The organism is Streptomyces cadmiisoli, assembly GCF_003261055.1.
In the GTDB taxonomy this organism is placed as follows: Bacteria; Actinomycetota; Actinomycetes; order Streptomycetales; family Streptomycetaceae; genus Streptomyces; species Streptomyces cadmiisoli.
In genome coordinates, this window is the sequence record NZ_CP030073.1 from 5,665,064 (window position 1) to 5,678,153 (window position 13,090).

Here is a 13,090-nt window from a genome sequence, read left to right on the forward strand (position 1 = left end):
GGTGTGGGGCGTACGGTGCCCTACGCCCAATTGACGCCTAGTACGACAGCCCGTGTCCGATGGGATACAGCACCCGGGTCGGATCGTCGGCCCGCTGCACCGGCACCGGCAGCTTCCCGCGCGGCCGCACCCGTCCGGCGATCACCCGCGCGGCGGCCCGCACCTCCACGTCCGTCCAGGAGTACGCCGCCAGGTAGGCGCGCACGCCGGGCAGTTGGGCGACGTCGTACGGGTTGCGGATCGCCAGCGCCACCACCGGCCGGCCGGTCGCCAGCAGCCGCTCGACCAGCGTCCGCTGGGCGCTGCTCGCCGTGACGTTGTACGTCGCGACCACGACGGCGTCCGCTTCGCCGGCCGCCGTCACGGCCTGCTCGACGGCCGCCGCGGTCGGGTTGATGCCGGTCGACAGGGCGGTCGCCGTGAAGCCCAGCTCCGTCAGCGCGCCCGCGAGCACACCGGTGGGCGGGCCCGTGGTGCCGGACGGCGAGGCGGGGTCGGCGCCCACGACGAGCAGCCGGGGGTGCTCGCGCCGGGACAGCGGCAGTGCCCGTCCCTCGTTGACGAGCAGGGTCGTCGTGCGCTCGGCGATCCGGTCGGCCGCCGCCAGGTGCGACCGGGTGCCGACCGTGCGGTCCACGCCGCGCTCGCTGACGTACGGATCGTCGAACAGGCCGAGCTTCGCCTTCAGCCGCAGCACCCGCAGGACCGACTCGTCGAGCCGCTCCTCGGTCAGCTCGCCGTTCAGCACGGCGTCGCGGACCGCGTTCCAGGCGACGTCCAGCTTGGGCGCGTTGAGCAGCACGTCCACGCCCGCCTTCAGCGCCAGGACCGGCACCCGGTCGTCGCCGTACTTCGTGCGCACCCCCGCCATGTCGAGGGCGTCGGTGACCACCACGCCGTCGTAGCCGAGCCGCTCGCGCAGGATGCCCGTGAGGATGGGGCGGGAGAGGGTGGCCGGGTCGCCGGAGTCGTCCAGCGCGGGCACCAGGATGTGCGCGGTCATGATGGAGTCGATGCCGGCCTCGACGGCGGCCCTGAACGGCGGTGCGTCCAGCGACTCCCACTGCTCGCGGGTGTGGGTGATGACGGGGAAGCCGTAGTGGCTGTCGACCTCGGTGTCGCCGTGCCCGGGGAAGTGCTTGGCGGTCGCGGAGACCCCGGAGCGCTGGTAGCCGGCGACCTCGGCGGTGACGAGATCGGCCACCGCGTCGGGATCGGCGCCGAAGGAGCGGACGCCGATGACCGGGTTGGCCGGGTTGACGTTCACATCGGCGACGGGCGTGTAGTCCTGCCGGATGCCCATCGCGCGCAGTTCCGCGCCGGAGATCCGGCCGAGGGTGCGGGCGTCGGAGCGGGAACCGCCGGCCCCCATCGCCATCGCGCCCGGGAACAGCGTGGCCGGCTTGCCGACCCGCGCGACGATGCCGTGTTCCTGGTCGGTGGAGACCAGCATCGGCAGCCCGCGCGGCAGTTCGAGCGAGGCGCGCTGGATGCCGTTGGACAGCCCGGCGATCTGGTGCGGGTCGCGGGTGTTGTGCGCCCAGACGAAGTAGATGACGCCGCCCAGGCGGTACTTGGAGATCAGCTCGGCGGCCGTGCGCACGCCGAACTCCCGCAGGTTGGCATCGATGTCGGCCTGGTCGGGCTCGGTCGCGGAGTGGCCGTACACGCGCGAGGTGAACAGCTGGCCGACCTTCTCCTCCAGCGTCATACGGGAGATGATCCGCCGGATCCGGTCGTCATGGGCGTGTGCGGTCCCTCCCACTGCCAGAGCCGCGGTGACGCCGGCCGTGGCGGCGAGAACAGTGCGTCTGGAGGGGACCGCGGAGTTTCCCGCGCCTCCCGTGCTGGTGTGCTGCACGTGCGCTCCTTCCGGAGGTGGTCCGTTGAAAAAAACTTCCAAAGGGCCACCAATATCCGGGAAGTTTCTGCCGGTCAAGGGGGCGCACACGAAGCGTCGAGGGGCCGCCATCGGCGCTTGGGAGGGGGGCGCGCCGATGGCGGCGGGCGGCCGGCCGCGGTACGGCTGAGAGGGTGATCGGCATGCGCCGCCGGCGGCGGGGCCGACACCGCACCGTGGAGACTCATCCGGCAGCGTGGCCATTGGACGACGGCCGCGCGGACCGGGTTCCCGCTCGGCGCGGTTTCACGGAAGTCGGGACGCGGGAGCCGGAGGTGACGGTTGTGCCGAAACCTCCGCCCAGTTCTCCTGGAGGGTGCGCACCGTCTCGGCGATCGCGGGGCGGCCCGAGGCGCCGGTTCGCCACAGCGCGTAGATCCGTCGTACGGGCGTCGGGTCGAGCGTCACCTCCACCACCGCGCCGGGCAGCGGACCGCGGCCCAGCCGGGGGATGAGGGCGATGCCCAGTCCGGCGGCGACCAGCGCGACGAGGGTCGGGTTCTCGTCGGCCTGGTGCACGATGTCCGGTTCGTGGCCGGCGGTGCGCAGGGTGCGCACCAGCCAGTCGTGGCAGATCCGTCCAGGCGGCTGGCACAGCCACCGCTCCCCGCCGAGATCCTCCCGCCGCACGGTGCTCCGCCCGGCGAACGGATGCTCCCGCGGCACCAGCAGCGTGCACGGGTCGTCACCGATGACGGCCCCCTCGACCCCCGGCGGCACGGGCAGCGGCGCGATGTCCCAGTCGTGTGCGACGGCGAGGTCCAGCGCGCCCTTGGCGACCATCCCGACGGACAGATGCGGGTCGATCTCGCTGAGCCGGACGTCCAGGGCGGGATGCCGGGCGGCGAGCGCGGCGAGCACACCCGGCAGCAGCCCGCGTGCCGCGGACGCGAACGCGCCGAGGGTCAGCCGTCCGGCCGGCACCCCGCGCCGCCGCTCCAGCTCGGTCTCCGCCCGCTCCATGATGGCCAGCAGTTCCTGCGCGGTGGACACGAGTTGATGCGCCTCGGCGGTCAGCCGGACCCCCCGTCCCTCCCGCTCCAGCAGCACCGTCCGGGTCTCCCGTTCCAGCTTGGCGATCTGCTGGGAGACGGCGGACGGGGTGTATCCGAGCGCCGTGGCGGCGGCCCCCACCGTGCCGTGCACGGAGACGGCGTGCAGGGCGCGCAGGCGTTGCAGGTCGAGCATGTGTCTCTCCGATGCTTAGCGCTGCTTCATTCCACCATGCAGCAACCGTCGCTGGTGCTTAATGGTCAGCCGGGGTGACCATCGGTGCCATGCGTCCCGCCCACCTCGCGCTCGCCGTCCTCGTCGCCGCCGTCTGGGGCGTCAACTTCACCGTCATCGAGATCGGCCTCGACCGTTTCCCGCCGCTGCTGTTCTCCGCCCTGCGCTTCCTGGCGGCGGCGGTCCCCGCGGTGTTCCTCGTGGGCCGGCCGAAGGTGGCCTGGCGATGGATCCTGGCGGTCGGGCTGGTGCTCGGCGTGGCCAAGTTCGGCCTGCTGTTCGTGGGGATGGACGCGGGGATGCCGGCCGGCCTGTCCTCGCTGGTGCTCCAGATCCAGGCCGTGTTCACCGCCCTGTTCGCCGCCGCGGCCCTCGGCGAACGCCCGTCCCGGCTCGGGGTGACCGGGATGGCCGTGGCCCTGGCCGGCATCGCCGTCGCGGCGGTCGACGAGGGCACGACCGGTCCGCTGACCGCCTTCGCGCTGGTGGTCGCCGCGGCGGCCTGCTGGGGCGCCTCCAACGTCCTGACCCGCAGGGCGGCGCCCCCGGACGCGCTGAACTTCATGGTGTGGGTGAGCACCGTGCCCGTCCTGCCGCTGCTGCTGCTCTCGCTGTGGACGGAGGGCCCCGCACGCGACCTCGAGGCGCTGCGCGCCCTCGACCGGCAGGGCGCCGGCACGATCCTCTACGTCGCCTGGATCACCACGGTGTTCGGCTTCGGGGCGTGGGGCCTGCTGCTGCGCCGCCACCCGGCCTCCACCGTCGCGCCCTTCTCGCTGCTGGTCCCGGTGTTCGGCATGACCTCCGCGGCGCTGTTCCTGGGCGAGCCGGTGACCCCACTGCGCTGGTGCGCGGCGGTGCTGCTGGTGGGCGGGGTGGCCGTCACGTCACTGGCGCCGCGGCGCGGGGCGCCGGCCCGCCGAGTGGACCCGGACCCGGCGGCCGCGGACCGCGCCGAGGTCACGCCGAGTCGTTGAGCAGGCGTCCGAGGTGCTCGCGCCCCTTGTCGAGCAGACCGGGCAGCGGCTCGGCCGCCTCGTACCACCGCTTCTCGTACTCCCAGCACAGCCAGCCGTCCCAGCCGTGCCGGGAGAGGACCTCGACGCACTCGGCGAGCGGCAGGACCCCCGCGCCGAGCGGCAGCGGCGCGGTGTCGGTGCCGGAGGCGATGTCCTTGACCTGGACGTAGCCGAGGTAGGGCGACAGGGCCGCGAACGACTCCGACGGCTGCTCGCCGCCCAGCCAGGTGTGCATCACGTCCCACAGGGCGCCGACCTGCCGGTGGCCGACCGGTCCGAGGACCCGGATCGCGTCGGCGGCGGTGCGGTGCGAGTCATGGGTCTCCAGCAGGATGCGGACACCCGCGTCGGTGGCGTACTCGGCGGCCGTGCCCAGCCGGCCCGCCGCGACCGCGTCGGCCTCCTCGGGAGCGCCGTCCGCGGGCCCGCCCGGGAAGACCCGGACGTACGGGGCGCCCAGGTCACGGGCGAGATCGAGGAGGGCGCGGAGCTCGGCCAGCACGGGCTCGTCGTCGCCGGGCGCGGCCACCCGCGTGTACCCGGCGAGGCTCAGGATCTCCACGCCGGCCGCCTTGAACTCGGCCGCCGCGGCGGTCCGTTCGTCCCGGCTCAGGCCCGGATGGACCGGCTCCTCCGGGTGTGTGCGCAGTTCGACCCCGTGGTAGCCGTGCGCGGTCGCGAGACGCGCCACGTCGGACAGGGGGAGGCCGGGGACACCGAGGGTGGAGAACGCCAGCTTCATGCACCCAGCTTCGTACACACGGGCCCTTCCCGTCACCCGGATCAAGGGCCGTTCCGTTCACTCCGGTGCCGCGCGCAGCACCAGGCGCCAGTCCTGGCCGACCAGATTCTTCCCGAAGGAACGGTGCGGTTTCTCGGCGAGGAGGACAAAACCGTGGCGCTGGTAGAGACGGCGGGCGCCGGCCAGCACGTCGTTCGTCCACAGCACCAGGTCGCGGTAGCCGACGCCGCGCGCGAAGTCCACCACGGCGGAGACGAGCTTGTCCCCGATGCCCAGACCGCGGGCGTCCGGCTCCACCAGCAGCAGCCGCAGCCGGGCGGTGGCCGGCGCCTCGTCGCGCACGCACATCACGCACCCCACCGGCCGCCCGTCCGCCTCGGCGATCCAGGCCCGCTCCAGGTGCGGGTCGTGGTCCTCGGCGAAGTCGGCGACGATCCGGGCGACCAGCCCCTCGTAGTCGGTGTTCCAGCCGAACTCGGCCGCGTACAGCGCGCCGTTGCGCTGCACGATCCAGCCGAGGTCACCGGGGCCGGGTTCGCGCAGCAGGACGTCCTCGCGCCCCGCCGACGGCCCGCCGCCCAGGACGTCGCGGACCGTCCGGAGCGCCTCCGTGAGCCGTGTGCGGTCGTCCGGCGCCACCCCGGCCAGCAGCGCGCCGACCGACTCGCGCGCCCGTTCGTCGAGCAGACCGGCCGCCTCCCGGCCGCGCCCGGTGAGCGTGATGCGGCGGCGGCGCGGATCCTTCTCCGACGGCCCGCGCTCGATCAGCCCGTCCTGCTCGAACCCGTTCAGGATGCGGCTCAGGTACCCGGCGTCCAGGTGGAGTTCGGCGCGCAGATCGGCGGCGTCGGTGCGGGTGCCGTGCGCGAGCTCGTACAGGATCCGCGCCTCGGTGAGGGTGTACGGCGCGTAGACGTGACGGCCGTGGTCGAGGGCGCCGATGAGGTTCGTGTAGAAGCGGTTGAAGGAGCGGATGTCCTGCACGGTCATGAGAGGCCCCAGTCCCTGATGGTTGACTCAGTCAGAGAAACCGTGGGGCCGAGCCTAGACCGCCGCCCGCTCCCCGTCCACGGCCCGGCTACCCGGCCACGGCCCGCCGGTAGACGCAGATCTGGGCACCCGTGGGCGCGGCGGCCGTGGAGACCAGCTCGAACGCGGCCCTGGTGCCGTCGTCCGGGAAGATCGACTTGCCGCCGCCGAGGATCACCGGCATCAGGATCAGCCGCAGCTCGTCCACCAGGTCCTCGCTCAGCAGGGTGCGGGCCAGCCGCGAGCTGCCCATGACCAGCAGTCCGCCGTCCTCGGACTCGCGCAGCTTGCGCAGCGCGGCGACCGCCTCGCCGGCCGGGATCCGGTTGGTGTTGTCCCAGGTCAGATCGTCGTCCGTGAGGGTGTCCGTCACGACGTACTTGCGGATCGAGTTCATCCGGTCGGCGAACGGATCGCCCGCCCGCTCCGGCCAGGCCCCCGCCATCGTCTGCCAGGTGCGCCGCCCGAACAGCAGCGCGTCGGCCCCGCCCAGCGCCGCGTCGAAGGCGCCGCCGACGACCTCGGGGTCGAAGAAGGCCTGCGACCAGCCACCGTGCGCGAAGCCGCCGTCGGTGTCCTCCTCCGGGCCGCCGGGAGCCTGCACGACGCCGTCGAGGCTGATGAACGAGGTGATGACGATGCGCATGGGAGTGACTCCTGGAGTTGTCCGGACCCGTTGCGGGACGACATCGCTACAGACCGGCGCACCGCCCGGAACTCATCGGTCGCCGCCGCTCGGATCGGGACGCCGCCGCCACGCCGGAGCCCTCACCGCCGGGGTGCCGCGGACGACCCCCGCACCATCAACTCGCCGCGCACGGTGGCGATCCCGCCCGGCGGGGGCTCCTCCCGGCCCATGGCGACGCGGCCGGCCCGGGCACCCGCCTCGGCCAGCGGCAGCCGCACGGTCGTCAGGGACGGCACCGCGTCCATGCTGAACGGCAGGTCGTCGAAGCCGGCCACCGACACGTCCTGCGGGATCCGCAGCCCGGAGTCGCGCAGCGCCGCGCACGCCCCGAGGGCCACGGAGTCGTTCGCCGCGACGACGGCCGTCAGGCTCGGGTCCCGGCGCAGCAGCTCCAGCGTCGCCTCGTAGCCGGACCGGCGGTCGTACCGGCCGTGCACCGTCCAGCGAGGGTCCTCGGTGATGCCCGCCGCCTCCAGCGCCGCCCTGTGCCCCTCCAGCCGGTGCCGGGTGGTGGTGCGTTCCACCGGGCCCGCGATGTAGCCGAGCCGCCGGTGGCCGAGGCCGATCAGGTGCTCGGTGAGGCGGCGGCCGCCGCCCCGGTTGTCGAAGGCCAGCGCGACGGCGGAGGTGTCGGGCGCGGGCGGCCGGCCGCAGAGCACGACACGGGTCCCGGCGTCCGTCAGCTTCCGCAGCTTCGCCGCCACCGCCGCCGCGTGCGGCGCGTCCTCGACGGCACCGCCGGTCAGGACGACGGCCGCGGCGCGCTGTCTCTGCAGCAGCGTGAGGTAGGTCAGCTCGCGTTCCGGTGAGCCCCCGGTGTTGCAGACGACGGCCAGCCGTTCGCCGCCCGCCCGTCCGCCCGGCCCGCCGATCTCCGACTGGATGGCGCTCGCCATGATCCCGAAGAAGGGGTCGGCGATGTCGTTGACGAGGATGCCGACCAGATCCGACGTCGCGGCGGCCAGCGCGCTGGCGGGACCGTTGAGGACGTAGTCCAGCTCGTCGACCGCCTTGAGCACGCGCTCGCGGGTGGAGGCGGCCACCGGGTAGTTCCCGTTCAGCACGCGCGACACCGTCGCGGGCGAGACCTGGGCACGGGCCGCCACGTCCGCCAGGGTCACCGTCATGTCGTCGTCCTCCGGTCGCGCGTCATGTCGTACGTCGCCGTGCACGAACGGTGCACGGGCCGAGGTTTCGTGCCGACCATAAGGCCGCGGACCCCGCCTGTTCGCCCCCTCGAACAACTCAAGACGGTCACGGCCTTGTCCGGGCCGCTGGTCAGAGGCTAGCTTCTCATCGGATAGAAAGCGCTTGCTATCTGGAGGGCCGAGACCACCCGTGACGCAGGTGGACACCGGGCATCCAGACCCACGACGGGGCGCAGCAGACGCCCACGAAGGGAACGACGTGACACGCAAGACGGTGCGTATCGCCATGAACGGCGTGACCGGGCGCATGGGTCACCGCCAGCACCTCGTACGCTCCATCCTCGCGATCCGCGAACAGGGCGGCCTCGACCTGGGCGACGGCACCGTGCTGTGGCCCGAGCCGGTCCTCGTCGGCCGGCGCGAGCACGCCCTGCGGGCGCTCGCCGAGCGGCACGGGCTGGAGCACTTCTCCACGGACCTGGACGCGGTCCTCGCCGACGACGACGTGGACATCTACTTCGACGCCCAGGTCACCTCCGCCCGCGAGGAGGCCCTGAAGAAGGCGATCGCGGCCGGAAAGCACATCTACACGGAGAAGCCCACCTCCACCGGCCTCGACGGCGCGCTGGAACTCGCCCGTCTCGCCGCCGCGCGGGGCATCCGGCACGGCGTCGTCCAGGACAAGCTGTTCCTCCCCGGTCTGCGCAAGCTCAAGCGGCTCGTCGACAGCGGCTTCTTCGGCCGCGTGCTCTCCGTGCGCGGCGAGTTCGGCTACTGGGTCTTCGAGGGCGACCGGCAGCCCGCCCAGCGCCCCTCCTGGAACTACCGCGCCGAGGACGGCGGCGGCATCGTCGTCGACATGTTCCCGCACTGGGAGTACGTCCTGCACGAGCTGTTCGGCCGGGTGAGGTCCGTCCAGGCCCTGACCGCCACGCACGTCCCGCAGCGCTGGGACGAGAACGGCAAGCCCTACGACGCCACCGCCGACGACGCCGCGTACGCCGTCTTCGAACTCGACGGCGGCATCGTGGCCCAGATCAACTCCTCGTGGGCGGTCCGCGTCAACCGCGACGAACTCGTCGAGTTCCAGGTGGACGGCACCGAGGGCTCCGCCGTCGCCGGACTGCGCGACTGCCGTGTCCAGCACCGCTCGACGACCCCCAAGCCGGTCTGGAACCCCGACATCCCCGCGACGTACTCCTTCCGCGACCAGTGGCAGGAGGTGCCGGACAACGAGGAGTTCGACAACGGCTTCAAGGCCCAGTGGGAGCTGTTCCTGCGCCATGTCCACGCCGACGCCCCCTACCACTGGGACCTCCTGGCCGGCGCCCGCGGCGTCCAGCTCGCCGAACTGGGCCTGAGGTCCTCGGCCGAGGGCCGCCGCATCGAGGTCCCGGAGATCGCGCCGTGACCATCCGACTCCCCGACGCGCAGGGCGCACTGAGGTCCTACGAGCCCCGCACCGACCCCCTCGACCTGACCCCGGGCGGCCCCTTCACCTCCCGTACGGTCCTCGCCGCGGCGCACGTCGTCGCCGACCCGTACGCCGACGTCACCCCCGACGCGCCGGCCGCCGTCGACTGGGACGCCACCCTCGCCTTCCGCCGGCACCTGTGGTCCCACGGACTCGGCGTCGCCGAGGCGATGGACACCGCCCAGCGGGGCATGGGCCTGGACTGGGCGGGCGCCGCCGAGCTGATCCGGCGCAGCGCCGCCGAGGCCCGCGCGGTCGGCGGCCGCATCGCCTGCGGTGTCGGCACCGACCAGCTCGCCGCCGGTTCGGTCGCCGAGGTCCGCGCCGCCTACGAGGAGCAGCTCGCCCTGGTCGAGGAGTCGGGCGCGCAGGCAGTCGTCATGGCGTCCCGCGCGCTCGCGGCGGCGGCACGGGGCCCCGAGGACTACGCGGAGGTCTACGGCCACCTCCTGCGCCAGGCCGCCCGGCCGGTGATCCTGCACTGGCTCGGCCCGATGTTCGACCCGGCACTGGACGGCTACTGGGGATCCGCGGACCTCGACACGGCCACCGACACCTTCCTGGAGATCGTCGCCGCCCACCCCGACAAGGTCGACGGCGTGAAGATCTCCCTGCTGGACGCCGGACGGGAGGTCGCCCTGCGCCGCCGCCTGCCGCACGGCGTGCGCTGCTACACCGGTGACGACTTCAACTATCCCGAGCTGATCGCCGGCGACGAGCGGGGCTTCAGCCACGCCCTGCTGGGGATCTTCGATCCGCTGGGCCCGCCGGCCGCGCGCGCGGTACGGGTGCTCGACACGGGGGACGTCAAGGCCTTCCGCGAACTGCTCGACCCGACCGTCGAGTTGTCCCGCCACCTCTTCCGGGCCCCGACGCGGTTCTACAAGACGGGTGTCGTGCTCCTGGCCTGGCTGGCCGGCCACCAGTCCCACTTCGCGATGGTCGGCGGCCTCCAGTCGGCCCGCTCCCTGCCGCACCTCGCCCGCGCCTACGAACTCGCCGACGGTCTCGGCCTGTTCCCCGACCCGCGACTCGCCGAGGACCGGATGAAGAACCTGCTCGCACTGTACGGGGTGACCCGGTGAACACCGACATCTCCCGCTTCTCCGTCAACCAGATGACGGTGAAGCAGCTGTCGCTGCCGGAACTGGTCGACGCGTGCGCCGAGTCCGCGATCCCCGGCGTGGGCCTGTGGCGCGAACCGGTCCGGTCCCACGGCCTGGCGGCGACCGCGAAACTGGTCCGCGACGCCGGCCTGACCGTGACGACGCTCTGCCGGGGCGGCTTCCTCACCGCGGCCGACCCGGCCGGGCGCGCCGAGGCCCTGGCCGACAACCGCCGCGCCGTCGACGAGGCCGCCGCCCTCGGCACCGACACCCTCGTGCTGGTGTCGGGCGGCCTGCCGCCCGGCTCCAAGGACCTGCGCGGCGCCCGCGAGCGCATCGCGGACGCGCTGGCGGAGCTGGGCCCCTACGCCGAGTCGCACGGCGTACGCCTGGCCGTCGAACCGCTGCACCCGATGTTCGCCGCCGACCGCTGCGTGGTCTCCACCCTCGCGCAGGCCCTGGACCTCGCGGAACGCTTCCCCGCACACCAGGTCGGCGTCACGGTGGACACCTACCACCTCTGGTGGGACGACACCGCGCCGGAGCAGATCGCCCGGGCGGGCGCCGGCGGCCGGCTGCACATCTTCCAGCTCGCCGACTGGATCACCCCGCTGCCCGAGGGCGTCCTCAACGGCCGCGGGCAGATCGGCGACGGCGCGATCGACATGCGGGAGTGGACGGGGTACGTCGAGGCGGCCGGCTACACCGGGCCCATCGAGGTCGAACTCTTCAACGAGGAGCTGTGGGCCCGGGACGGACGGGAGGTGCTGGCGCAGACGGCGCGGCGGTTCGTCGAGCACGTGATCCGCTGACCGGGCCCGGGGCACGCGGCCCGGCGTGCGGTGCCGCTCGTCGACGCCGACGACGACAGCGGTACCGCACGCCGGTCCCCCCGACACCGCGCACGGGCTCGCCCGCGCGCACGCGCACGGGTGCCAGGCACGAACCGGCGCGGTCATGGCCGCGTCTGCACGGATCTTGTCGTTTCCCGCACGGCGTCACGGGTGCCGTCGGTGGGGCCTCGGTCCGGAACTCCTGCACCGGCATGCCGACAGGGTAGGAAATCCGGCCGGAAAAAACCCGGTGAGAAATTCCGTCGGACCGTGCAACCCTTGCGGCCACCCGCGGGTCGTACATGGCATCAGAACTTCTGGGGGATTCCGGGGGGGGATCCAGGGGGATCGCGGGGGTTCTGACGGGAGGGGAAAGCCGAGGGGGCCGACCGGTGGTCGGCCCCCTCGAAGCGTTTCCGGGCCCGGGAGCCGGGCCCGCGGGCGGCGAGTTCCCGGACGGCGCGCTTCACGCGGCGCCGGGAGCGGCGTCTGGTGCCGCGTCAGGCACTAGAAGAACACCCCGCACCGCAGCAGCACATTGGCGTACGGCCGGGCCTCCCCGGTCCGGACCACCAGCCGGGCACCCGCCGACAGTTCCTTGAGCCGCTCGTGCGGCACGAGGCGCAGCTCGGGGAAGTGCCCGTCCAGCAGTGCGGCCGCCGCCGGATTGGCGTCGCGCACCTCGGCCGCAGCGGTCGCGCCCTCCACCACGAGTTCGGCCAGCAGCCCGTCGAGCACCTCGGCGAACGACGGGGTGCCCGCCCGGAACGCCAGGTCGACGACCCGCGGCCCGTCCGGTATCGGCATGCCGGCGTCGCACACCAGCACGCCGTCGCCGTGGCCCAGCTCGGCGAGCGCCCCGGCGAGATGGCGATTGAGTATCCCTGCCTTCTTCACCGCGCGCCGCCCTGCTCCGCGGCGGCGGCCTCGCCGCCCGGTCCCTCGGTGCCGGACCCGGGCGCGGCGACCTCCGCCGCCGTCGGGTACGAGTCCTGCGCGCCCGCCCGGGTCACCGCCACCGCGCCGACCCGCGCCGCGAACGCGGCCGCGTCCGCCAGCTCGTCGCCCTGGCCGAGCCGCCACGCCAGCGCCGCCGTGAACGCGTCACCGGCGCCGGTGGTGTCCACGGCGTCCACCGGCACCGCCGGCACATGGGTCACACCCTGCGCCGAGGCCACCAGCGCGCCCTCGGCGCCCAGGGTCACGACCACCGAGCGCGGCCCTCGGGCCAGCAGCAGCCGCGCCCAGTGGGCGGGATCGTCGCCGACGGTCGTGTCGCCGAGGAGCACCTTCGCCTCGTGCTCGTTCACGATCAGCGGGTCGCAGGCGGCCAGCAGGCTCGTCGGCAGCGGCCGCGGCGGGGACGGGTTCAGCACGAACCGGCTGCCGGGCGCCAGCGACCGCACGGTCTCCTCCACCGTCTCCAGCGGGATCTCCAGCTGGGCCGAGACCACCCGCGAGGCCTGGAAGAGGCTCGCCGCCGTCCGCACGTCCTGCGGGGTGAGCCGGCCGTTCGCCCCCGGCGACACCACGATGCTGTTGTCCCCGGACGGGTCCACGGTGATCAGCGCGACACCGGTCGGCGCACCGCCGACGAGCACGCCGACCGTGTCGACGCCGGCCGCCCGCTGCGAGTCGAGCAGCAGCCGTCCGTACGCGTCGTCGCCGACCCGGGCGAGCAGCGCCGTGCGGGCCCCGAGCCGGGCGGCGGCCACCGCCTGGTTCGCGCCCTTGCCGCCCGGGTGGACGGCCAGGTCCGAGCCCAGCACCGTCTCCCCGGCCGCGGGCCGCCGCTCGACCCCGATCACCAGGTCGGCGTTGGCCGACCCGACGACCAGCAGGTCGTAGTCGTACATCACTTGTCTCCCCTGTTAGGTGAGTTGGGCGGGCGGCCGACCGGGCCGGATGTCCCGGTCGGCCGCCC

Annotated in this window: 12 protein-coding genes; 4 read left to right on the plus strand and 8 right to left on the minus strand. The window is 73.8% G+C overall.

Annotation, left to right across the window (positions count from 1 at the left end):
• Positions 1–37: 37 nt before the first annotated feature.
• Complete coding sequence (locus tag DN051_RS24760) at positions 38–1,861, minus strand: glycoside hydrolase family 3 protein (protein ID WP_112439528.1); 1,824 nt, start codon at positions 1,859–1,861, stop codon at positions 38–40.
• Between the two features lie 285 nt (positions 1,862–2,146).
• A complete protein-coding gene (locus tag DN051_RS24765; protein WP_112439529.1) occupies positions 2,147–3,088 on the minus strand; it encodes a LysR family transcriptional regulator in 942 nt (313 codons plus the stop codon).
• Between the two features lie 89 nt (positions 3,089–3,177).
• On the opposite strand from DN051_RS24765, the gene DN051_RS24770 reads away from it, so the two are divergent.
• The gene (locus DN051_RS24770; RefSeq protein ID WP_112442420.1) at positions 3,178–4,104 is read left to right on the plus strand and encodes an EamA family transporter; all 927 of its coding nucleotides are present in this window, start codon (positions 3,178–3,180) and stop codon (positions 4,102–4,104) included.
• On the opposite strand, the gene DN051_RS24775 is transcribed toward DN051_RS24770, so the two are convergent.
• The 4 genes from DN051_RS24775 to DN051_RS24790 form a co-directional block, all read right to left on the minus strand.
• Positions 4,088–4,888, minus strand: a complete 801-nt coding sequence (locus tag DN051_RS24775; protein ID WP_112439530.1) for a sugar phosphate isomerase/epimerase family protein — start codon at positions 4,886–4,888, stop codon at positions 4,088–4,090. The two genes, DN051_RS24770 and DN051_RS24775, sit on opposite strands and share 17 nt — an antisense overlap.
• A 57-nt stretch (positions 4,889–4,945) precedes the next feature.
• On the minus strand, positions 4,946–5,878 hold the full coding sequence (locus DN051_RS24780; RefSeq protein WP_112439531.1) for a bifunctional helix-turn-helix transcriptional regulator/GNAT family N-acetyltransferase: 933 nt from the start codon (positions 5,876–5,878) through the stop codon (positions 4,946–4,948).
• 88 nt (positions 5,879–5,966) lie between these two features.
• The gene (locus DN051_RS24785) at positions 5,967–6,563 is read right to left on the minus strand and encodes a dihydrofolate reductase family protein (RefSeq protein ID WP_112439532.1); all 597 of its coding nucleotides are present in this window, start codon (positions 6,561–6,563) and stop codon (positions 5,967–5,969) included.
• 122 nt (positions 6,564–6,685) lie between these two features.
• Positions 6,686–7,732, minus strand: a complete 1,047-nt coding sequence (locus DN051_RS24790; protein ID WP_053763168.1) for a LacI family DNA-binding transcriptional regulator — start codon at positions 7,730–7,732, stop codon at positions 6,686–6,688.
• A 280-nt stretch (positions 7,733–8,012) separates the two neighbouring features.
• Between DN051_RS24790 and DN051_RS24795 the strand changes: the two genes are divergently transcribed.
• Genes DN051_RS24795 through DN051_RS24805 form a run of 3 tightly spaced genes read left to right on the plus strand, consistent with a single transcriptional unit; the run spans position 8,013 to position 11,145 of the window.
• A complete protein-coding gene (locus DN051_RS24795; protein WP_112439533.1) occupies positions 8,013–9,164 on the plus strand; it encodes a Gfo/Idh/MocA family protein in 1,152 nt (383 codons plus the stop codon).
• Positions 9,161–10,312 (plus strand): dihydrodipicolinate synthase family protein, encoded by a 1,152-nt coding sequence (locus DN051_RS24800; RefSeq protein ID WP_112439534.1) that lies wholly within the window; start codon positions 9,161–9,163, stop codon positions 10,310–10,312. Before DN051_RS24795 ends, DN051_RS24800 begins: the two co-directional genes overlap by 4 nt.
• A 32-nt stretch (positions 10,313–10,344) precedes the next feature.
• Positions 10,345–11,145 carry a sugar phosphate isomerase/epimerase family protein gene (locus DN051_RS24805; RefSeq protein WP_053763169.1) on the plus strand — a complete coding sequence of 267 codons (801 nt, stop codon included), beginning with the start codon at positions 10,345–10,347 and terminating at the stop codon, positions 11,143–11,145.
• 528 nt (positions 11,146–11,673) lie between these two features.
• Here the strand turns inward: DN051_RS24805 and rbsD are convergent.
• Entirely contained in the window at positions 11,674–12,063 is a 390-nt protein-coding gene (gene rbsD / locus DN051_RS24810) for a D-ribose pyranase (protein WP_112439535.1), read from the minus strand.
• Positions 12,060–13,022, minus strand: coding sequence for a ribokinase (gene rbsK, locus DN051_RS24815; RefSeq protein WP_112439536.1), 963 nt, complete (start codon positions 13,020–13,022; stop codon positions 12,060–12,062). Before rbsK ends, rbsD begins: the two co-directional genes overlap by 4 nt.
• Between the last annotated feature and the right edge of the window lie 68 nt (positions 13,023–13,090).